General features: G+C 59.4%; 23 protein-coding genes. All 23 read right to left on the reverse strand.

What is annotated here, in order from left to right:
• Positions 1-129 precede the first annotated feature (129 nt).
• Complete coding sequence (locus QMG93_RS21305) at positions 130-396, reverse strand: hypothetical protein (RefSeq protein ID WP_281939974.1); 267 nt, start codon at positions 394-396, stop codon at positions 130-132.
• 241 nt (positions 397-637) lie between these two features.
• Positions 638-1,159, reverse strand: coding sequence for a GyrI-like domain-containing protein (locus QMG93_RS21310; protein WP_281939977.1), 522 nt, complete (start codon positions 1,157-1,159; stop codon positions 638-640).
• 118 nt (positions 1,160-1,277) lie between these two features.
• Positions 1,278-2,297, reverse strand: coding sequence for a Gfo/Idh/MocA family protein (locus QMG93_RS21315; RefSeq protein ID WP_281939979.1), 1,020 nt, complete (start codon positions 2,295-2,297; stop codon positions 1,278-1,280).
• Entirely contained in the window at positions 2,294-4,057 is a 1,764-nt protein-coding gene (locus QMG93_RS21320) for a CRTAC1 family protein (RefSeq protein ID WP_281939981.1), read from the reverse strand. Before QMG93_RS21320 ends, QMG93_RS21315 begins: the two co-directional genes overlap by 4 nt.
• Before the next feature lie 19 nt (positions 4,058-4,076).
• The gene (locus tag QMG93_RS21325; protein ID WP_281939983.1) at positions 4,077-5,030 is read right to left on the reverse strand and encodes a DUF1702 family protein; all 954 of its coding nucleotides are present in this window, start codon (positions 5,028-5,030) and stop codon (positions 4,077-4,079) included.
• A gap of 1 nt (position 5,031) precedes the next feature.
• Positions 5,032-5,295, reverse strand: coding sequence for an acyl carrier protein (locus QMG93_RS21330; RefSeq protein ID WP_281939985.1), 264 nt, complete (start codon positions 5,293-5,295; stop codon positions 5,032-5,034).
• 18 nt (positions 5,296-5,313) lie between these two features.
• Entirely contained in the window at positions 5,314-6,060 is a 747-nt protein-coding gene (locus tag QMG93_RS21335) for an SDR family oxidoreductase (RefSeq protein WP_281939987.1), read from the reverse strand.
• On the reverse strand, positions 6,057-7,397 hold the full coding sequence (locus QMG93_RS21340) for a beta-ketoacyl synthase N-terminal-like domain-containing protein (protein WP_281939989.1): 1,341 nt from the start codon (positions 7,395-7,397) through the stop codon (positions 6,057-6,059). The genes QMG93_RS21335 and QMG93_RS21340 overlap by 4 nt, the downstream gene beginning before the upstream one ends.
• Positions 7,394-8,236, reverse strand: coding sequence for a beta-ketoacyl synthase N-terminal-like domain-containing protein (locus QMG93_RS21345; RefSeq protein WP_281939991.1), 843 nt, complete (start codon positions 8,234-8,236; stop codon positions 7,394-7,396). Before QMG93_RS21345 ends, QMG93_RS21340 begins: the two co-directional genes overlap by 4 nt.
• The gene (locus tag QMG93_RS21350; protein ID WP_281939994.1) at positions 8,233-9,438 is read right to left on the reverse strand and encodes a beta-ketoacyl-[acyl-carrier-protein] synthase family protein; all 1,206 of its coding nucleotides are present in this window, start codon (positions 9,436-9,438) and stop codon (positions 8,233-8,235) included. The genes QMG93_RS21345 and QMG93_RS21350 overlap by 4 nt, the downstream gene beginning before the upstream one ends.
• Before the next feature lie 19 nt (positions 9,439-9,457).
• Complete coding sequence (locus QMG93_RS21355; RefSeq protein ID WP_281939996.1) at positions 9,458-10,399, reverse strand: hypothetical protein; 942 nt, start codon at positions 10,397-10,399, stop codon at positions 9,458-9,460.
• Positions 10,396-11,088 carry a helix-turn-helix domain-containing protein gene (locus QMG93_RS21360; RefSeq protein WP_281939998.1) on the reverse strand — a complete coding sequence of 231 codons (693 nt, stop codon included), beginning with the start codon at positions 11,086-11,088 and terminating at the stop codon, positions 10,396-10,398. Before QMG93_RS21360 ends, QMG93_RS21355 begins: the two co-directional genes overlap by 4 nt.
• A gap of 219 nt (positions 11,089-11,307) precedes the next feature.
• On the reverse strand, positions 11,308-12,387 hold the full coding sequence (locus QMG93_RS21365) for a class I SAM-dependent methyltransferase (protein WP_281940001.1): 1,080 nt from the start codon (positions 12,385-12,387) through the stop codon (positions 11,308-11,310).
• An 11-nt stretch (positions 12,388-12,398) separates the two neighbouring features.
• Positions 12,399-12,749 (reverse strand): cupin domain-containing protein, encoded by a 351-nt coding sequence (locus QMG93_RS21370; RefSeq protein WP_054975664.1) that lies wholly within the window; start codon positions 12,747-12,749, stop codon positions 12,399-12,401.
• On the reverse strand, positions 12,731-13,495 hold the full coding sequence (locus QMG93_RS21375; protein WP_281940004.1) for a class I SAM-dependent methyltransferase: 765 nt from the start codon (positions 13,493-13,495) through the stop codon (positions 12,731-12,733). The genes QMG93_RS21370 and QMG93_RS21375 overlap by 19 nt, the downstream gene beginning before the upstream one ends.
• A complete protein-coding gene (locus QMG93_RS21380; protein ID WP_281940006.1) occupies positions 13,488-14,954 on the reverse strand; it encodes a class I adenylate-forming enzyme family protein in 1,467 nt (488 codons plus the stop codon). The genes QMG93_RS21375 and QMG93_RS21380 overlap by 8 nt, the downstream gene beginning before the upstream one ends.
• Position 14,955: 1 nt before the next feature.
• Positions 14,956-15,789, reverse strand: a complete 834-nt coding sequence (locus tag QMG93_RS21385; protein WP_281940007.1) for a phytanoyl-CoA dioxygenase family protein — start codon at positions 15,787-15,789, stop codon at positions 14,956-14,958.
• 13 nt (positions 15,790-15,802) lie between these two features.
• Positions 15,803-16,357: an FAD-dependent oxidoreductase gene (locus QMG93_RS21390; RefSeq protein ID WP_281940009.1), complete on the reverse strand. Its 555-nt coding sequence runs from the start codon at positions 16,355-16,357 to the stop codon at positions 15,803-15,805.
• Between the two features lie 181 nt (positions 16,358-16,538).
• A complete protein-coding gene (locus QMG93_RS21395) occupies positions 16,539-17,783 on the reverse strand; it encodes a type III PLP-dependent enzyme (protein ID WP_281940012.1) in 1,245 nt (414 codons plus the stop codon).
• Positions 17,784-17,804: 21 nt separating this feature from the next.
• Positions 17,805-19,184 (reverse strand): ATP-grasp domain-containing protein, encoded by a 1,380-nt coding sequence (locus QMG93_RS21400; protein ID WP_281940014.1) that lies wholly within the window; start codon positions 19,182-19,184, stop codon positions 17,805-17,807.
• 50 nt (positions 19,185-19,234) lie between these two features.
• The gene (locus QMG93_RS21405) at positions 19,235-20,200 is read right to left on the reverse strand and encodes a hypothetical protein (RefSeq protein WP_281940017.1); all 966 of its coding nucleotides are present in this window, start codon (positions 20,198-20,200) and stop codon (positions 19,235-19,237) included.
• Positions 20,148-21,116, reverse strand: a complete 969-nt coding sequence (locus QMG93_RS21410) for a 3-oxoacyl-[acyl-carrier-protein] synthase III C-terminal domain-containing protein (RefSeq protein ID WP_281940019.1) — start codon at positions 21,114-21,116, stop codon at positions 20,148-20,150. Before QMG93_RS21410 ends, QMG93_RS21405 begins: the two co-directional genes overlap by 53 nt.
• 11 nt (positions 21,117-21,127) lie before the next feature.
• A complete protein-coding gene (locus QMG93_RS21415; protein ID WP_281940021.1) occupies positions 21,128-21,358 on the reverse strand; it encodes a phosphopantetheine-binding protein in 231 nt (76 codons plus the stop codon).
• Between the last annotated feature and the right edge of the window lie 8 nt (positions 21,359-21,366).

Consider the following 21,366-nt stretch of genomic DNA (forward strand, 5'->3'; position numbering starts at 1 on the left):
CATTTTTCTGCAAAAAAATTTTCACGAAGCTGACAAATATTTTGCACTTGTTAAAATATGACACCCCAAATAACACCAAAAACCCCTCCGGGAGATCCCGAAGGGGCCAAAATTTGTGTGTTATGCTACTTATTTACTATCGTCTTCCGCTTTCGCTCTGGAATGAACGAGATGGATGGCCGTACGAATTACATAGATATGAACGCTGCCGACCATGAACCCGACCCCGACCATGAGGGACATGTTACGATCGCTGAAGTCATGCAGGTTAAATAAACTAAGCAGAAATCCGATCCCAAGCAGCACCCATGCTGTTGCCGTCATCAAAGCTACCAATCTGCCCACATTGCGCTCGTTCCCGGTTCCTTCGGTCAAAACCGCCGTTTTCGTCGTCATAGCGATCACTCCTAAACCATTGAAAGTGCTTTCTCTTCCAATAGTATACCACACTTTTGCGATTTTGTTCATATAAAATTCAATTTTTGATCAAATTTCAGACAAATTTTTTTTTTAGAAAAACCCGCATCGAATTACCAGCAGCGATTCGATGCGAATGTCCGCTGCCGGACATAAAATAAATCGCCCTCCCCGCCAAGAAGGCAAGCTGGAGGGCGATCGCTTTTCCCTGCAATCCGGATCACTTTTTAACGACTGCCATGCTGATCTCGTAATCGAACGTCTCGATTTGATCATGCGGAATTTCGAACGGATTGACCGGGTTTAGCGGATACGTTTCGATCCAATAGACGTCATCCGACTGATCCAGCTCGTACCCGTTCTCTTTGATCCAGTTGATGAGATCAAAATAAACCGTGTTCAGCTCTTTCCATCCTCCGCGGAAATGAGTCGTTACGTACTCCCGCTCCGGCACTTGGAACAGTTCCATCGGCTGCGCCAGAGTGGCGTGCGACTCGACCTGCACCCCGATTTTTATTTCGAAGCTGCTGATGTCGCTCCCCAGAATGCGCTGCGGGGAGAAGGTGTAGGCCACATCGCCTTGCAGCCGCATCGGATGGCCCTTCGGAATCAGACTGTCTACCTGCCTCCAGGACTTTCTCACTTCCTTGCCCATTTCGGCGTAATTCGCCACTACCGGGTGTACGGCTGCGGTAAAAGCGGGAATGCGTTTGATGGAAGCTTTCAAATCCGTGCTTTTCATGATTGGTTTCCTCCTCGAATCGTGGAATTAATAGGCTTTCACATGAAGTAACGAATCGCAGAAGGAAAACCATACAAGCTGGAGAAAAAATTTTTTTTCGCGGCTTCGGCGACACCCATCACGGGCCCGGCAAAGCCTGGAACAGCGCCTCCATCGTACGGAGCGCTTCCCGGCCGCTAACGGCAGGGGCGCTGCCCGTCCGAATGCTGCGGATGAAATCGTCGGCCACGCCGGAGCACAAGTACCCGTCGCGACGCAGGGAAAGCGCCACGGTTTCCTGTTCCGTCTTCCCGCTGCCGTAGTCAGCGAGGGTGATGCCGTCGAAGGTCTCGCCCATGACCAGCATCCCCCGCTCCCCGTAGATCACGGTCCGATGATCCTGCAGCGGGTTGCTCCAGCCGACTTGAATCGTGCCGATAGCGCCGCCGTAAAAACGCAGCGCCATCGCCGCATTGTCTTCGATGCCCGTGATAGGGCGCCGATGAGCGGAATAGACGTTCAACTCGGCGATTTCGTCGTCCAGCAGCCACCGCATCAGATCGAGCCGATGGACGCCAAGGTCGCCGATGACGCCAAATCCGGCGCTGCCGCCCTGTAGAAACCAACTCGCGGCTCCGTCTACGCTCCACGTCTCCGGACCGCCGTGCTGGAACTGCGTAGCGAACTGGATGACCGCGCCGATCCGCCCGGAAGCGATCAGCTGCTTGGCACGCCGGAACACCGGGTGTAGCCTTTGATTATGGCCGACGGCCAAGACGAGCCCGTATTGCTCCGCCGCTTCGACCATGCGGATGCAATCTTCGCGGACTATCGCCATGGGCTTCTCGACCAGCACATGCTTGCCGGAACGCAGCGCCTGAAGGCTAATCTCGGCATGCAGCGCATTCGGCGCACAGACGACGACCGCGTCGATATCGCTCGATGCGAGGAGGAATTCGTGCGAATCGTATGCCTGCGGGACACCGAACGACTCGGCGACCGTCTTCGCACGGTCCCCGTCGGGGTCGCACACGGCGGCCAGCTTCGCGTCGGGGTTATCGAGCAGCTCCGGGAGATGGCGCGTCTGCGCAATTTTGCCGCAGCCGATGACGCCGACGCGCACCGACGCATGTTCTACGTTCAGTCTCCGCTCCTTCATTTCACACCTGCCGCCGGGACCGGACCATCCGGTTCCGTCACTTTCAGAACCTGATTGGCTTTCACCTGGGTCAACTCCTGCAGTCGGCCGCTCGGCCAGCGGATCGTGATCTTGTCCGCTTGCGCCGCATCCCCAAGACCAAAGTGCAGACGCGGCTCGCTCTGGGCTCCGTGCGAATTGCCGCCGTCCCGCTCCATGACCGTCTTCACGCCTTTGACCTCGAACGTTATACGCGCTCCGACGGCTTCCCGGTTGCTCGGCGCCGTCCCCGTCAGCTCAAGCTTGATCCAATTGTGATTTGTCGTATTGGTCGTCTTATACACTTTGGGCTGGGCGCCTTGGTTCGCGAACACGAGATCCAGCACTCCACGGTTCCACAAGTCGACGGCAGCGACACCCCGGCTGTCGGAATCGAACGTAATTCCCGTTTCCTGAGCAATGTCTTTGAACGTTTTTCCGTTATTCCAGAACAGCCGTTTTTTCTCGTAACCGGACAAGCTCTTGTCGGCGAAGGCAGGCCAGTTTTTCATATCCTCGACGATTGTACCAGGGGTTGTGGCCAACGTGCCGAGGTCAAACCAGTAATCCCGTTCTTTGCCCGCCGAGATGAACCCGTTCGTGACCATTAAGCTGAAATTGCCGCTGTTATCCGCGTCGAAAAACCGCGCCCCCCACGAGAACCCCGCCAGATTGATCCCCATTTCCTCCGCGCGGTCGACGTATTGGCCTTGGGCATTCGGATGCCAAAGCTGATTGCCTTCCAAAATATACCTTGATTTGCTCACATTCGTGACATAAATCGCCAGATTGCCGTCGTGAAACACATCGGCAAAGTCCGCATTCATTCCCTTGTACGTGTCGTCTCCGATGCCTCTCGGCTGTATGATGCGTTTAAACCGTTTGCCCTCCTCGTTCAAGTAGAGCACATCCGGTCCAAAGTCGTTGGCGTTATACAGGTCGGGCCAGCCGTCGTTGTTCAAGTCTCCTGCCGCCGTCGCCAGCGTCCAGCCCCGGTCCTCCACTCCGAGCTCGTCGGCTACATCGGTGAACGTGCCGTCCCCGTTGTTGCGAAGCATCACGTTTTTGCCGCCGTTTCGCGCCTTCTCGAAATCGTTGTGCATGATTTTCGTCGTCGTGAGATGGAATAAATTGTTTTTCTCGTGAAAATAGCCTCCTAAATAGATGTCCAGAAGACCGTCGCGATTATAATCCAGCGAGATGGCTTTGGCGTAGTTTCCAATATAGTTGCTGACGCCGCTCTTCTCGGATACGTCCGTAAACGTGCCATCCCCGTTATTATGGAACAGTTGGCTCGGTCCGCCCCACTTGCCGATGAAAAGGCTCGGATGCCCGCTGTTGTCGTAATCGATCCACAGCGCCGTCTCGGAGACGGCTTCCCGGTTCACGTCCGCAAGCCCCAGCTTGGGCGCTACGTCGGTAAACGTGCCGTCCCCGTTATTATGGTAAAGAGCGTTCATGCTGTTCGCCTTGGAGCTGATGAAGTACAGATCCATAAGACCGTCTCCGTCGTAATCGCCGACGGCTACGCCCGCGCCTGTCGATTGCAGCCAGGGCATGATGTTGTCCCCTTTGGAATCGAACTGCGCCTTCTCGTGCTTAAATTTGATGCCCGCTTGCTCCGTGACGTCCGCATAGGAGATGCCGTATTCGGTGCTGCGGCCCCCCGTTCCGGCAGAGCAGCCGGCCATTAGAACAAGACCCGCACTTAAAATGCTCACTACCCGGATTATCGATTTCATCGCATGGTCTCTCCCCTTGTTAACTTTCGTTTGCCAGACGCCGGCGGACGCCATCCAGCCAGTCGATATAAAAACGAACACCCGCCCCGCCGTCCAGCAGCTCCTGTCTGACCTGGTGCACCGACCGGACATATCCGTGAATCGTATCCGCCGCCTCGGACGCAATGCCTTCCAATTTCGCCGCAAACCCCGGGGTCTGCAGCCTTCTGGCCTCCCAGCCGAACGCAAGCCCCTGCCGAAAGGCGGGACGCAGCTCCGCAGGCATCGAAGAGCGCAGCTCCAGCGCCCGGAGCGGATCGTCGAACAGGCTGTAAGCGACGGCCAGCCCGACTCCGCTCATCGTGTCGCCGTGACGCTCGGGCGGCAGACGCTGCACGTCTTGCACCACCCGCAGCAGGTTGAATTCGTGCAGAAACCACAGGCACCGGCCGAGCCCTTGATAGCAAACCCGCTGCCCGAACGGTCCGAATTCCGCAAAGCGCGCAACGATCCCCGGATTTGTCCCGAAGCGGAACAGCCCGGTGCGGAACCCGACCCCGTCAAACACGATAGGGCCATAGAGCGGGCTTAGATTGCGCAGAAAACGCTCGTAGCCCGTTTGGCGAAAGCCGTAGCGCATCGACAGCCACCAGCCGAGCCCCACGTAATATTGGTACAAATAGCCCGGCGCTACCGCGTTCATGGCTTGTTCGAGCCGCATGCGTTCGGAGCGGATAAACAGCGTCCGGGCTCCGAGCCCCATGCCGAGCCCCTCATACGCGAAGCCCCGGTAAAACTCGTCGAAACGTCCGTCCAGTTCCTGCCGAACCGCCTCGGGCTCCAGCCGGCGGCTGTTTAGCACGCTGTTGTAGCCGTACAGGAAGGCGGTCAATATCGATTGAAATCGGTCGACGAAAAACGGATCGACGCTTTGAAGCGGCCGTACTTTCCGCGCGACGGACGCATAATTTTGCCGTAGCCATTGTACCCGCATCCTAGTCTCCTTTGGATTCGACAAACCGGACGATGTCCTCCAGCGTGCGAATTTGCGTCAGCTCCTGCTCCTCCAGGCGGGTCCCGAATTCGCGCTCCAAGTGCACGGCCAGCTCAAGCGCCGTCAGCGAATCGACCCCAAGCTCGGGCAGCGGCGAAGTTAAGTAAACGTCGTAATCCTGGTCTTCACCGAGCTCTCCTTCTCCGGCAATTTCAAATGCCAGCTCGACCAAGCGTCTCTTCAAAGCTTCCTGATTCCGTTCCATCCCTCGACAGCTCCTTTGTCAATATAATCCCCCGTCCGCCACCAGCACGGAACCGGTCATGTACGAAGCGGAATCCGACAAGAGGAACAGGACCGCCTCGGCGATTTCTTCGGGCCGGCCGAGCCTCCTGAGCGGAATGCCCCTCGTCAGTTTTTTCTTCCTGTCATGCTGCAGATGGCCGAGCATGCCGGTTTCCACATAGCCCGGGGCGATGGCGTTCACCCGTACTCCGAGCGGTCCGGCCTCGCGCGCCAGCGCCTTCGTAAATCCGATGACGCCTGCTTTCGCCGCCGAATAGTTCGTCTGCCCGGCCGTGCCGCTGATGCCCGCAACGGACGCGACGTTAACCATGCTGCCCCGAGAGCGGGCCAATGAAGGAATCGCCGCTTTGGCAACCGGGAATAAAGCGGACAAATTCACCTGCAGCACGTCCTGCCAATGCCGTTCCGGCATCGTGTAAAGCGGTCCGTCGAGAACGATGCCCGCGTTATTCACCACGCAATGAATTTCCGGCTCGCGGAAAAGGAGGTCTGTCAGCCGTTCTAAGCCGGATGAAGCCGCAAAGTCCGCTTGTACTGCCGTGACGACGTTCGGACCGCCGCATTCCCGCACCAGCGTCTCCGCCGCTTCGGCATGGCGCGAATACGTAAACAAGACGGAGGCGCCTGCTGCGGCCAGCCCCCGGACAACGGCCGCTCCGATGCCTTGCGAGCCTCCGGTGACGACAGCCCGTTTGTTGGAAAAATCCCATTGTGCCTGGCTCATTCCTTCCCCCCGTATTCCTCTTTCAAATCTATGGTTTTGAAAACGCAAGCCGCATGAAACCCTCCGTACGCGGGAACCGCTTTGACGGCGGTGCGAATGTCCCGCTTCTCCCAAGCCGCCGCCACGGGGAGCTCGATTTTCGCTCCGGACTCTTCGTAATGAAGCGTCGGCGGGACGAGACCTTCCTTCATGCAGCGCAGCATTAACAGCATTTCCAGCATGGCGCTTGCTCCCAGCGTATGGCCGAGATAGCCTTTGAACGCCGTCACAAGCGGCGTTGCCATCGACAGCTGCGCGAACGACCGGCGAATTTCAGCGGCCTCATACCGGTCCCAAAGCGGACTCCCGGCTCCGTGCGGCACCAGCAGATCGGCCCCGGCCCCGCCCCACCGGGCGACGGCATCGGCAATGACGGATGAGTAAGTATGCCGGCTGACGTCTGGCAGCGTAAGGCTCCAGTTGTCCTGGCCGAAGCTGCCCCCGGCGTATTCACAAACCGCATCGGCCCCCCTCCGTGCGGCGCGGTCTGCGGACTCCAGCACGAGCGCTCCCGCTCCGTCTCCGAGGATCGAGCCGTCGCGTTTGCGGTCGAACGGGCGAAGCTCGTGTTTCTTGGACAGTGCGCCCTTATCCTGAAGCCATAAATATTCGGTGACATGCGCATAATCCGAGCAGGCGACGATAACGACGTCCGTGCTGCCGGAGGCGAGCAATTGCCTTCCAAGCTCAAGCGCGTACAATCCGGAAGCGCAGGCGTTGTTCACCGTGTACGTCAACCCGTTCACGCCGAACAGCCGGGCCAGATAAAACAAATAGGGGAACGTTTGAATATGGAAAAACGAGTCCTGAAAGTGCCGGAACGAAGGCAGCGCCTCGTCCGGTCCGGACGGTACGATCCCACCGCTGCGCAGCAGGCGGTCGACCAAGAACACGGTGCCCAAATTTTCGTGACCGATCACAAGCGAGAGGTTCATGCCTTCCCGTCCTGCGGAATCCGGATCAAGCCCGGCGGACCGCAGCGCTTCCCGGATCGTGACAATAAGGAGAGCCAGATCGACGTCGCCGGATAGCCCCCATTCGGCCATCGCCTGCCGCTCGGACTCGGTCAGCCGGGCACGCAGTTCGCCCGCGTCGATGCCGTACACCGGATAACGGACGCTCCCGCCGACGCCCGTCTCATATGTTCGCGAAGTGACCGGCGAGCGCTGGTGAAGCACCGCCTCCCATATCTGGTCTTCTCCGAAGCCGGACGAGGCGGCCAGTCCGGTCCCTGTCACTACCGCACGAAAGGGCGGCGTCCGGCGAGCGTCTCCTTTCCTTGCCTCCTGCCCGCTCAACGCCAACCACCGTCCGCATGCGGAAGCAGCGTGATCCGGACATCGTTTCCGGATTCGTCCGACGTTGCGATCACGGCTTCCCCACAGCCTTCCTGGCTGATCCGGTGCACGGCGGAGACGATGGCAAGCGGCACCTCGGACGCTGCCGTAGCCGCAAGCGGGTGCCGATGCTCTGCCTCCGGCGCCGCTTCCGAACGAAGCGCAATTCCCGCTTCGGCATCATCGGCCGCCGGACCCAGGAGCAAAGCGGCAACCGATTCGCGCTCGTACGCGCACGGAAGCGTCCTCTGCCCGAAGGGCGGCGGTGGCAGTAAATGGACCACGCACACGATGGCCCGATCAGCCAGACCGAGACGGAGCAGATCGGCCGCATACCCGAGCGCCTTCAAGCCGGTGTGCGGGCCGCTGGAGATCGTCACGTTCACCCCGGCGATGCGGAAATAAGAAGAAAGATGCCCGCCGATTACATTCAGCACCGTTTCCGGGAACAAAGCCGGATTCGTCCCGATGATGCCGTAGCGCTTCGCTTCCGCATCCATCGCCAGAATCGCCTCCAGATTGGTGTAGTCGGCTCCGATGACGATCGCCGTCCGCACAGGGTCCGGCTCCGGCTGTCCGGATAACGCCTCGTGAACGGCGAGACAGGCCAACTGGGACGATCTGGACCACTTCTTCATCCGCTTCAGCCGGGCGTCTCCGCTGTCCGGTATAAGGGCAGCGTGTTTCGTATCGCCTCCCGTTTCGATTGCGGATGGCGGGCTGTCCGCAAATGCCGCGCCGAAGCCTGCCTTCGTTATGGCTCCGACGCCGAGAACCTGAACCTGCACATCGTTCGTCATGATGAGGCTTTCCCTCCTTTCGGACCGGCCAATACAATGGACGAATTGATTCCCCCGAAGGCGTAGGAATTGGACAGAACGGCCTCTACGGGCCCGGACCAGACACTGCGGTTCAAGCGGACGCTGTCATGCGTGCATAACGGATCGATGTCCTCCGTATGCAGCGTCGGCGGGAACAGGCCCGTTTCGATCGCCTTCACCGCCATCACGGCTTCGATAGCGCTCGCCGCCCCCAGCGTATGGCCGATATGGCCTTTGATCGAATTGACAGTCACCGTCCGGCCGCTGCCGGCAAACACCTCCCCGATCGCTTTCGTTTCCATCTGATCGTTCGCGATCGTGCCTGTACCGTGGGCGCTCACATGGCTGATATCGCCCGGCGTAAGACCGGACATGGCAAGCGCCTGCCGCATCGCGCGAACCGCCCCCTTGGCGGACGGATCGGGCTGCGTGATATGGTGCGCGTCGCAGCACAATCCGTAGCCGAGCAGCGTCGCCTTGACCTGCGCCCGGCGTTTTTCCGCGTGCTCCCGCGTCTCCAGCACAAGGACGCCGGCGCCTTCGCCAAGAATAAGCCCCTGCCGCTTCCGGTCGAACGGCCGGCACACGTCCGGCGACATCGCCCGCAGGCTTGCGAAGCCGGTAAACGCCACCCAAGAGAGCGAGTCGACTCCACTCGCGATCATGATGTCCGCCCGCCCCAGCCGCAGCTCTTCCATACATCTGGCGATGGCAAAATTGCCGGCCGAGCACGCGTTCGTGAACGTCCACCGGGGTCCGGACAAACGAAGCAGGCTAGTTAAGTGAGCGGCAATCGTATGCGGTCCTCCGGGCGTATCGAGCGGGTCCCCGCTCAATGTTTTTTCGAGAGGCTCAATCTCCCCCATCGTCGTTCCGACGCACAGGCCGACCCGGTAAGCGGACAGCCCGTCGGGAGCAAGCCCGGCGTCCTGCAGCGCCTCCTCCACGGCCGGCGTTACGATCCCCGTCGTTCTGCCCATGCCGGACACCTGGTCTTGAAAATACGCGGACGGCTGCATCCGTTTGATTTCGCACGCTCGCTTGTGGTTATGGCCGCTCACGTCGAACACGCCGACCGTACCGATGCCGCACACGCCTTGAAGCAGACCTCTCCAGAACGTCTCCGTGCCGAAGCCGATGGACGTATGCACTCCCATTCCGCTGACGACTACTTCCTTCATTTCCATCCACCTTTGCCGTTTACTTGTTCCAAATGACGCTGAAGTCGGTCATATCGGGCGCCGGACGTTGAAACTGCTCCATGCCCCGTTCCTTCGCGACGATTTGCTCCGCCTGCCCGTTACCGGCCTGAACGCGCTGCTTGAGTTCCTCATGCTCCGGAAATCGCTTCAGTCCGTCCTTCCAGACCTGCATGCCTTCTTTCACGTCGCCTTTCTTGACCAGCGCGTCGCCGAGCGCCGTGTAGGCTTTCGGCCACAGCACGGGGGAACGGTCAGCGAAGCTGTGCGCCACCGCAACGCAGAACGCTAAATCCTGAATCGATTTGTCGATCCGCTGCAGTCCGACAGGCCAGTACAGGTTATTCACTCCGCGGGCGTAATGAGCCATCCAATCGTACGGATTGTCTTCGAGCACCTTATCCAGCACTTCGATGGACAAGTATGACAATTGTCCGAGCGATGCCGTTCCGATCGTCGGCTCCTGCAGCCGGTCGACGAGCGACATCGCCTTTTGCAGGCGCACCTGCGGCAGGTCCGCCTCCTTCAGCCCGTCCATGAATTGAACGAAAGCTTCGCCTTGGCCCGCTGCCGCCATTTCGCGCCGGAGCGGTGTGCTGTAGGCCAAATTTCGCGGAACGAGCCTTACGGCTTCCTGCAAATACCGGATTCGCTCGTCCCGTTTGCCGTCGCCTGCCTTGGACAGCGAAAGAGCGTAGGCATAAGCCCGGTCGGCCGCTTCTTCGCTCGTGAGCGGCAGGGCGGGCGGCTCCGGCTTCTCCCCGAGCGCTTTCGCATTCCGGTATGACTTCTCTTCCTTGCTGAAATCCAATTGATACGACGTCCATGGAACGTCGGACGACACGGGCGGCAGCTTGTAAGGGCTTGTCCAGGTCATATAAGCCCACAAAGCCGCGAGAATGACGATTATCAAAGCTGCCGTCAAGACGATTGACTTTTTCATCCGAGACTCCCCTCCCTGCTTCCCGTTTTTTTCCAATGCATGCTTTTAAACCGGGAAGGCGGCATGCCGACCTTTTTTTGAAACATGCGGCCGAAATGCGTCAAATCCCCGTACCCGACCGCATAGCACACATTGGTCACCGATTCGTCGGTCAGCAGCATTCGTTTGGCCAAATCGATGCGCTCCCGAATAAGAAATTCCCGGAAGGTGATGCCGAATTGCTTCTTGAACATTTTCGAAAAATGCCATTTGCACACGTAGTTTTGCTTCGCTACCTCCTCCAAAGAAAGCTCGCTGTTTTCCAGATTATCCTGGATGTATTGAATCGATTTGTTCCAGTCGATCTCGTGCGTGCCGGCAGACGACGGTTGGAGAGGCCGGTTCGAATCCAGCGAGAGCGACGCCAAATAGAACAGAAAAAAACGGATCAGCAGCTTGGCCTGCTTATCGACGTGCGTAATTACATATTGCGGAACGCCGGACGGAAGCGCGCCCCCGTCCCCTTCCGGCGGCGGCTCGGTCCGGGAAGTCATCGTAAACAAAGCCCCGCACCCTTCCTGCACGCTGGCGCTTACCTCTTCCCAATGCGTCGCGCATCGAATAGGAACGTATTCCTGCATTTCCTCGATCTCGTGCCCGACAATCGTGCCTGAACCTTTTTCGTGATCGACATCCCATAAAACAATCAATCGATTCCCTCCTGCCCATGGAATAGTTGTGTTGCCGTCCTACCGTTTATGATAGGCGTTTCGTGCGCTGGCAACTCGGCTTTTCTTATCACGGAGTCGGCTTTAATAGGGAAGGAATCGGCTTTTTTCGCCATGTGGAAAATCATGCGTTCGAACCGTGGGGCGACGAACGTTTGAGGGAAAGGGAGGCCCGAAAAAAAAGACATCCTCTCGGATGTCTTAAACCCAGCCCTTAATCATCACGCCCCGGACCTGAGCCCCTGCGTTGACTTCCGCCCGCGCCTTGCGGAACCCTGCGGCCTGCATCAGCTGCCGCCAGTCCTCGGCGGTCCGGAAGCCGAAGCAAGGCGGGGCCTCCGGCCATGGCTGCACGTTGCCGAACCCCGGCAGCAAGGAGAAAACGAACTCCTGATGAAGCCGGCTGGCGTAATCGGCTCTCACGCATTCCGAGACCACAAGGCAGCCGCCCTCGGACAGCAGCTCTCGCAGCATAGCCAGCGTATCCCGAACGGACTCGGCGCAATGAATGACGTTAACCGCATAGATGAAATCGAACGAACAGGCGGACACGCCTTGAATGCGGTTGATGTCGATTTTACGGGACTGGATTGCCACGCGGGGATAGTCCGCAGCCAACATTCCCTTCGCTTTACCGGCCAGAAGGGGGCTGACATCGGACAGCAAATACGTGTCGATCTCCTGGGAGCGCAGCTGGCATTCGGCGAGCAGCGCCCGCGCTGCCGACCCGTATCCCACGCCAACCTCCAGCACTTTGGCTTTCCGGCTATCCGGCATTTCGTCGGCCAGCGATTCGGCCGCCCATTGATTGTGAACCGCGTACAAGTCGTGGCCGTTGTTGAAATAGAGCTCCCAAAGGGAGGAGCCCTGCGAACCAAACATCACATGAAGCGGATCGGCTTTGCCTTGGACGATGGCGGGCCACCACGAAATGACGTAGTCGATAAGCCTCATCGACGGTTCGATGTTTAAATTCAAGCCCGCTGCCTGGGCCGGACGATACCAAGCCTCCGGACGGACTTCCATATAATCCCCTTGCGCCGAAACGTTCAATGCTTGCTGCTGGACCAGAAAAGCCAGCACCCACCGCACATGCGGACGGTACTGCGGTAAGCAGCCGAGCCGCTGCACGGCTTCCTCTTCCGAAAAGCCGCTGCGAATCGGAACGCCGGCTGTCCTCAGCGCGCGAAGCAGCGAAAATGCCGTATAATCCGAGACGTAATCATAGGCCGCGTGGTATGCTTCGTTGAACAGAGTGGTGCTGCCGTTCGTCGTATTCACCTCGCATCGCCTCATGACGCATCAACGATCTTCTTCTTCTCGACATTGTAATCGATATACAAAAACAGCACGCAGCCTTTTTCCGTCGTCACTTCGTGGCTCTCGCCAAGGCCCGCCGTGAGAAAGTCGCCTTCCCGCATAATTTCCGTCTCGTTTAAGATCATCTCGCCCTCCAGCAGCATCGCAATTTCCCGCTGCGGATGATCGTGCATCGGGATGACGCTGCCCGGCTTCATTTTGAGCAGAAACACTCTGCGCTCCAGTTCAGGATCGTCCCACAGATAACACATTTCGGTATTTTCGTAGACGCCGGGACTCCATACCATTTTTTCCTTCGGAATGATCACATGTTTGCTCTCCATCGGCTCTGCTCCTTTTTGGACAATATCAGCATGCGGGGACTGTCCGCCTTCAACGGGGAGAAATCGAACCCCCCGAATACATCGGTCACCTGCAAACCGGCGTTTCGCGTCATCGCGATTAATTCGGTGGCGGCATACAGCCGCACATTAAGCACCGTTCCCTTTTTCTCGCTGCCCTCGAACCAGAAGATCCGTTCGGTCCAGCGTCCGGATACGCTGTCGAATTGCCGTTCTGAGAACACCGGGCGCCCGTTCATCTCGTTCCATGTATTGCGGAGGCCCTGCAGCTTGTAATCCCGGTTCTCCGTCTCCTGCAGAAACGAACCGCCGGGCTTCAGCGCCAATCGCACGCGATTCAATATGCGACGGTCGCCTTCTTCGTCGGCAATATAACCGAAAGCCGTGCCTACGTTAAGGACCGCATCGAATTCCTCGTCGAAGTCGAGGTCGCGCATATCGCCGTGCAAGAACTTTATGTCGGCTCCGGCCTCTGCCGCCCTGCGCCGGGCAGCCTCCAGCAGCTCGGGGGAACCGTCGTAGCCGGTCACCCGGTAGCCCATCTTCGCTAGCGGAACCGCAATTCTTCCTTGCCCGCACCCCAAATCGAGGATCGACGCGGCCGGCGGCAGGGCCAGCAGCTCCAAGATGCGCTGGATCTCAAACCGGGTTCGCTCAGGGGAAAGAATGACTTCGGAAAAGGTCAAATAGTCCGATCCGAAAAATGCATGCCACACTTCTTCACTCAATCTTATTCCCTTCCTTTCCTTCGCCGTTTTCCATCCTCGGCCGAATCAGCTTGCCCGAGGAAGTTTTTGGCAGGGCAGATTTGATTTCGATCGCATCCGGCCACAGCCTCGCATCCCGCTTTGCCCGCAAAATGCGCCGGTACACGTCGCTGCGTTCCAAGCCCGGCTCCGTCACCAGCCAGGCGACCGCCCGCATCCCGTGCGCGTCCCGGCGGCCGAACACCAAAGCTTCCGTAACGCCTTCGATGCCCAGCAGAAACGACTCGATCTCGGCCGGATGAACGTTCACGCCCCCGCGGATAATGAGATCGTCGGCGCGACCGTGCACGTAGAGCATACCGCCGTGGACGGAAGCCAGATCGGACGTGTGCAGCCAGCCATCCTGCAGCTTGCGGCGGGTGGCCGGCTCGTCTCCGTAATAGCCCAGCATCACGTTCGGGCCCGATACCCAGAGCTCGCCCCGTTCGCCTTCCGGCAGCGGTTCTCCGCCGCTGCCGGCGATCTTCACCTTCACTTGGCGCAGCGGCCGGCCGACACAACGCAGCGAATCCGCCTGGCGGATGTCCGGCTGGCAGCTGACGCGCGGAGAAGCTTCGGTCAGCCCGTAGGCGTTGCCTACGGCAGCGGAAGGAAAGGCCGGGGCGATACGTTCGTAGTGGGAGGACAGCAGCAGTTCTCCGCTGAGCATGATGCTGCGCAGCGACGTCACGTCGTACCGGTCGGCAAAATGCGTGAAAGCGGAGGCGACCGTCGGCGTCGTGCACAGCACCGTTGGCCGCTGCTCCTCGATATCGCGGATGACCCGCAACGGCGAAACGTCATGCGGCTTGACGGCAATGGAGCAGCCGCAGTACAGCGCAGGCAGCAGTTCTCCCGTTATGGCGGAAGCATGGGTGAGCGGGCGCACCAGCATCAGACGGTCCTCCGGACGGAGGCCGAAGTAGCCGAGAATGTCCGTCACATTGCTCCACAGGTTGCGGTACGTGAGCATAACCCCCTTCGGAAACCCTCCCGTACCCGAGGTATACAAAATAAGCGCTACGCCGCTCGGCACACTGCCCTGTCGGTAAGGCGGCGTCTCCAGGACCCGGGACAGTGCAATGCGCCCGTCCGTCTCCAACTGCTCTTGGTCGAGAACCAGAAGCGGACGCACTTCTTTCAGCACTCGCGCCGTCAGTTCGGGACTGCGGAACGGATCGACCGGCACGACCGGGACCCCTTCGCGGAGTGCAGCAAGCAGCACGGGCACCGCCCGCCACCCGAGGAGCACATTCAGCGCCACACATCCGCCCCGTCCGGTCGTGCAGCCTAGCTTGCGAAGTGCGCGGGCATTCCAGTCGATCATTTCGTGCAACCGTTCGTAGGTTTCCTCCCCGTCGTCGGCGTGCACAAAACATACCCCCCGGCGCTGCGCAAGAACGTTCATAAACCCGTACGTATCGAGGTCCGGCAAACTCATGTTACCCCCGATGAATGATTTGATCGAAAAATTTGGCTTCTCTGAATTCAAACAGCGACTCTTTCGTCTCGACTACCCGCGCTGCGGGGTTCAGCTTGCGGCGAGCCTTCTCCCCTTTGCGGTTCAGCAGGTAACTGTAATTCAGCGTAATTTTTTCGACGCTTGCGCGCGCGTAGTGCGTAACGATCGCCCGGCGGAACGAATCCCGGGAATGATTATCCGACGACCCGTGCAAAAGGTTACCGTTAAAAATAACGACGTCTCCGATGTCGTTGGCGAGCTCCTTCTGCTCGAAGCCTTCGGGCACCTGAATGCGTTTGCCGTAAACGTTCACCTTCTCATGAACGGACTCCGGCGAAACGATGTCGAAAACGTGGGAGCCCGGGACGACCCGCAAACCGCCGTTCCGCTCGTCGGATACGTCCAGACTGACCCAAATGGCGTAAGTCGTATCCGGGTAAGCGCCGATGCTGTAGTTATCCTGGTGCAGAGGCAGCCCTTTGGCGCCCGGCGCTTTGAAATAATAGCTCGTTTGGCAGGCCAGCATCTCCTCGCCGGTCAACGCTTCGAGCGCGTCCATCACCCGGTCGTCCAAAATAAACCGGGTAATGATTTCATTGCCGCGGTGATAGTCCCGGAGCCGGGGATACAAGCTGTCGAACGGGCGGTTGGCCACCTGCACGATTTTCCCGTCCGCCATTAGCTCCATCCATACCTTGTGGTAAGCTTCGTTCAGCGCGCTTACGGCTTCCTCGGAAAAAAAGCGCTTGAGCACGAGATACCCTTCCTTCTCGAAAAACGCCTTCTCCGCTTGCCCAATCGTTTGCTGCTCCATGTTCGTCATCTCCTCAGCACATCATATCGTGATCGACGTACGGTTTGCCGTTCATTTCGCTAAGCATATGGATCGCCACGCGAGCGCCGTCTCCCGCCGTAACGGCCACGTGCATGCTCACGCCGGTGCACAACCCTGCGGCCCAAATACCGGGGACGTTCGTTCTCCCTTCGGCGTCCACCTTAATATAGCTTCGGCCTTCGCCGGATTTCAGCTCGACGCCGGCCTGTTCGGCAAGCTCCCGGCCCGGACCGGATGCGATCAGCACGTACGACGCTTCATACACTTCTTCTTCCGTCACGACACAAAACCCCGTATCCGTCGGTTCGATAGCGATGGCCTCGGCGGTGACGAGCTGCGCCCCGCATTTTTGGGCCTGCAGCTTGCCCGTTTCGTACAGGTCGAACCCCGTCACCCCCATAACGGCATAATGATTGCCTACCCATGCCTTGCTTGTGCCGCTTCGGTCGTTATCCAGCAGCACCGTCTTCTTGCCCGCCCGACCGGCGAAAATCCCGGCGCTTGCCCCGGCGGGACCGGCGCCGATAATCACGATGTCAACTACCATCCCGGTTCACTCCTTCCCTTTGCATCAAATTCGGCATTTGTCGTGCATGGTTCTATCGTACAGCCGAAGCGCACCTCCCGACTCGACTAAGCTTGCGCCGTTTTCGGTTTTATTTGTCAGCGTGCGCTCCCGCGAAAGAAGACCGCCGAGCATGCAGGACGGCGCCTGCGGTGACCGCAATTCAAGAACGTAGGGCGGGGACGGCGTACTCGTACTTCTCCCGCACGACAAGCGGCTTTTCGTCCAGCAGAAGCACTTCCCGAGGGAGCGCATGGCTTAGAAAAAGCACCGGGCTCATCGTCAAGCCGTAAGCGCCCGAAGCCAAAATGCCGATCAAATCGCCCGGTTCCAAAGGCGGCAATGTCACCCGGTCGCCAAGCGTATCGCCGGGGGTACAGAGCGGTCCGGCAATGGCGTATTCCCGGGCCTCGCCAGATTCCCGCGTCCAGGCCCGGACCGGAAAGTTGCGCCGCATCAAGCTTCCCGAGCCGCCGGCCGCCGCATGGTGATTCGTACCGCCGTCCGTGACGGCGAACCATTTGCCCTGCGACTGCTTCGTATACAGCACGCGGGTCAAATACGTGCCCGACTCGGCGACGACATACCTTCCCGTTTCCATCAGCAGCCGGATACCGGGATGCTTTCGGGCGAACATTTCGAGGAGGCCGTGTGATTTGCGGCTGAGCTCAGGCAGGTCCAGCGGAGCTTCGCCTTCGTAGTATGGCACGCCGAAGCCACCGCCAAGTCCGATATAATCGAGCTCCAACGCATGCTCGGCCATCGTGCGTTCGGCAAAGCCGAGAATGTATGCCATATTGGCGGCCACCGTCTCGGCGCTCAAAATCCGTGTGCCGTAATACGCATGAAGACCGGCCAACCGCAAAAACGGAGACGATTCGATGAGGCGTACGGCGTCGGCAACCTGTTCCTCGTCGATGCCGAACTGGCGGGCGGCCCCGCCCATCTTCAGACGAGCCCCATGGATCGCCATCTTGGGGTTGAAGCGGACCCCGACGTCGGCCCGTATCCCTTTCCGCCCGGCAAGACGGTTCAACAGTTCAAGCTCTTGAAGCGATTCGGCCACGATGTACCGAACGCCCAGCGTTAGCAGACGATTGAGCTCGGCTTCGGTTTTCCCCGGACCGACGTACAGAATACGGCGCGGATCTGCTCCCGCCGCCAAGGCGATGTCCAGCTCCAGCGGCGAGCACAGCTCCAGATTCGCGCCGGCCTCGTAAATATGCCGCACAACCGTAGTGTTCGGGTTCGCTTTAATCGAGTAAAATAGCGATATCGACGGATGGAGATGACGGCGGAGCGCATCCAGCCGTTCCCGGATCACGCCGAAATCGTAGACATACAGCGGCGTACCGAACCGCTCCGCACATTCGTGGAGCCGATCGCCGCGCTCCGAAGATACGAACATAGCCCATTCCCCCTTATCTTTCTAATGAAGTGACTGGCCGGAAAGCTGTACCCCCGCAATCGTCTGAAGCCGCTTGCAACATTGCTCGTACCAGTGCAGACATTCGTCCCTGGAATCTCCGATCATCGCCGCGTACAGCCTGCCCGGTCCGCCCATCTCCCCGCTCATGCCGGCAGGCGCAAACGCGCAGACGAAGATGCCCCGGCCGCGACGTTTCGTGTAAAGCGCCTCTCCCAGCGCATCGCGCAGGAAGGCGAACGGAAACGGTGCGACGCTTGTGAACGGCACGGCGCGGATCAACGCATACCGGCCTTCGGGAACGTGCTCGCTCAGCACGCGCGTGTGATACGTGGACATATTCAATCTCGCGTTGATTTCTACGCACGGGTAGAGCGTTCCGTCCGACCCGACCATCGCGTCCACGCCGACGACGCCGTAATACCCGTCATACGCCAGCTCCCGGCCGATGCTCGCTGCCGTGTCGGCCAGCTCGCGCTCCGCTTCTGGCGGCAGCGTATGCGGATGCAGATGTCCCTGATGAACCCCTCCGCGCACCAGGGCGGTCAGCACGCCGAGCATTTCCGTCTGTCCGTTTTTCCCCACCAAAAACTGGTAATTTACATCGGCGCTTTTGGAAATCCACTGTTCGACAATGAATTCCGCGCGGGCGTAGCCCCGCTTGTCCGCCGCTTGACGGAGCATGCGGAGCACTTGCCGGCAGCGGGCTTCGTTCTCCAGCAGCAGGATGCCCTTGCCCGACACGCCCATCGCATCCTTGAGCACGAGGGGCGTCCGGAGCAGCAGAGGCTCAAGCTCGCGCAGCACCCGTTCCAGTTCGTCCACCGATAGTGCAATGCGGCCTTCCGTCTGCCTTATGCCCAGGCGCGAGCAGAGCCGGCGCGAGTACACCTTGCTGTTGACGCGCCGGGCAACGGCAGAAAGCGGAGCGGCAAGCGGAAGTCCAGACTTCCGCGCCAGCTCTTCCTCCAGTGGCGAGACGCCATGCGGCATTAGCCTGCCGGACGAGGCCTTCGTCCATGCGCGGATCGTCTCGAGAGCCGAAGCGTTTTCCAGCAGCGAACGTGTAAGCGACAGCTCCTCTTCTCCGCCGGCCGTGACGAAAGACGGCGTCTTCCAACCCAGCTCTGCCAAATAAGCGAGAAAATCCGGGTCCGGCGCCTGCTTCAGCAGCACCAGGTCTTCGGGGGCGGCGAGCAGCAGCGCAAGCTCCGACAAGCTGTTGTTCAACGCTTCCGAAGCGCGTCCGGGCAGGCCCGGAATTCCTAGGACATCAGCCCGCTTCCAATCGCGCTCCACTTCAAAATTGCCGAGCCATGCCCAGCTTGCGCCGGCCGGCCCCCATCCGCAAGCGCGGGCAAGCTTCGTCCGGAATGTCTCCATCGCTTGTTTCCTCCTTTCGAGTAACCGTTTTATCCGCAGTATAAAGACAGCTAGCCCTGAAGTCTTGCCGAAGGAACCCGCTGAACCAAAATGCAGCCGACTCCCCTCGCAGGCTCGGCCATGTGAAGCAGCGCAAAGCCGGTCGCGCCGGAAGCACGGAACGAGGCGAGCCCGTAATATGGGGCCGCCGTCGCCAGGTTCCGGTTGTCCGGCTCGCAAAGGACGCGCTCGTACCGTCGGCGCAATCGGTCGACATAGCCCGGGGCCACGGCCTGCGTCAAAATCGTCGTCTCGGCCGCATCGACGCCGCACGTCCGCAGCGTATCGTCCATCAGCTCGCAGGCGTCCTCCGCCAGCTCCGATACGGTCAAGCCGCCAGAGGGAAGCTCGTCGCGCTGCGCGATGCCGTAGGCGGCCACCCGCAGCTCCCCAGCATGGGGGGACAGTTGGAAAGCTGCGATGGCATCCGCTCTTATATATGCGGAAGCGAAATCTGGCTCTTGCGGATCGGCCGCCTGCTCCAAGCAAGCGACCCATACGCACCGACGTACCGCTTCCGCCCAGTCGACCGCCATAATCGAGCCGAGTGGCCCGGCGTCGGCGATAGAGAACGTCAAAGCGCTGTTCAATTGCAGCGCCTTCTGCATGGACAAGGCGGCATTGATCTTATCCGTCAGCGGGTAGGATTCGTAGCAGCAGACCAAATAGTCCGGCTGCTCCCGGGCAGAAATCCGCGCAAACAATTCGGGCGCATATTCGCACGGCTCCCGGTCGAAGAAGACGGATTGGCCGCCGGTTTCGTCCGGGTGCGCGATGCCTCCCGCAAACGTAAGACCGCTTCCGCCCTGCAGGTCAAAACGATCCGTCTGCGGGGCTGCTTGCTCGCCACAGCCGTAGGCTGCAGCTATTTCGCGGTACAGATGATGTTCGATCGAAGTCAGGGGCCGTCCGTGTCCGTACCGGTTATGGACGGCAGGCCAAGACAGGCGGATCGTTCCCTTTTTGACAAACCGCACAGCCGATCACCCCCCCATTGCCGAGACTGATCATCGCGTAGTAATCGCCGGGACGGAGCTTCCCCTCCAGCGCGAGCCGGGCATAATTGACCGGCAAATCGCACGTGTTCAAATGCCCCGACACCGACGGTCCTTCCGTGTAGAACAGCTCCGGCGAAATTTTGAGCAGCACCGCCAGCTGCCGCCACGTCTCCTGCGTAATATTGTTCGGAATGGCGACCTTGAGATCGCCGAAGTCCAATCCGGCATCGGCCAGCGTCCGGCGAATCACTTTGGCCAGATTGACGAAATAAAAATAATTCGGCACGTCATCCGCCCGGTTTTTCAGCTTGCCCTGCTGCAGCGTGCGGATATCGGTGACGCTGCGGACGGCAAGCACACGGTCGCCGCTAAGGCGCTTGCCGAGCAGTGAAGCAGCGCACGCATCGCCCGTGATCAGAACGCCGCCGCCGTAGCGTTGGCCGGGAAGCAGACACTTCTCCACCGTCAGCAGGACGACCGCCGCCTCGTCTTCCGCAGCCTCCAGCAGCTTGCCCGCAGCGTACATTCCCATCAGGTAACCCGAGCAGAGCTGATCCCGCAAGGAAAAGCATACCGCTTGCCGGAAGCCGTACTTGCGCCGCAAGCTTCCGAGAACGTCCTTGGTGTACGGGAACGAATAGTACAGATAGGGCATGACGACATACCGGACGCGCTCCGGGTCCACGCGAAACCGGTTCAGGAGCGCATGCAATGTCAAATCCAGCATGTCCGGCGACGGCAGCGCCTTCTCGCAGGGCACTGACGCCATACCCCGGCCAAGCAGCGATGCTGCTTCGTTTTGCGAAAGAAGTCCTTGGTCCGCCAAGCTCTCCACCGTCAGCCGTTCCTCCGGGACGTAAACCGCCGTCCCCCCGATAACCATCGAGTTCCCCATGCGCGCTTCCTTTATTGTCCCAGACGCGCTACGTAATCGTAGACGTCGGATACTTTTTCCATTTCGTAGAAGTTCAGATTCGCGTCCAATATATCGACGTTCATGACCATTTCCAGCTCAATCAGCACTTCGACCAAATTCGTGGAATCCATCTCCAGCTCCACGAATGAAGATTCCGGCGTGATCTTTTCCTTTCCGCTGATCGTTCGAATGATATCAAGTAATGTATCGATTTGCAGCATTCCCATTC

The sequence above is a fragment of the Paenibacillus tyrphae genome (assembly GCF_027925525.1).
In the GTDB taxonomy this organism is placed as follows: domain Bacteria; phylum Bacillota; class Bacilli; order Paenibacillales; family NBRC-103111; genus Paenibacillus_G; species Paenibacillus_G tyrfis_B.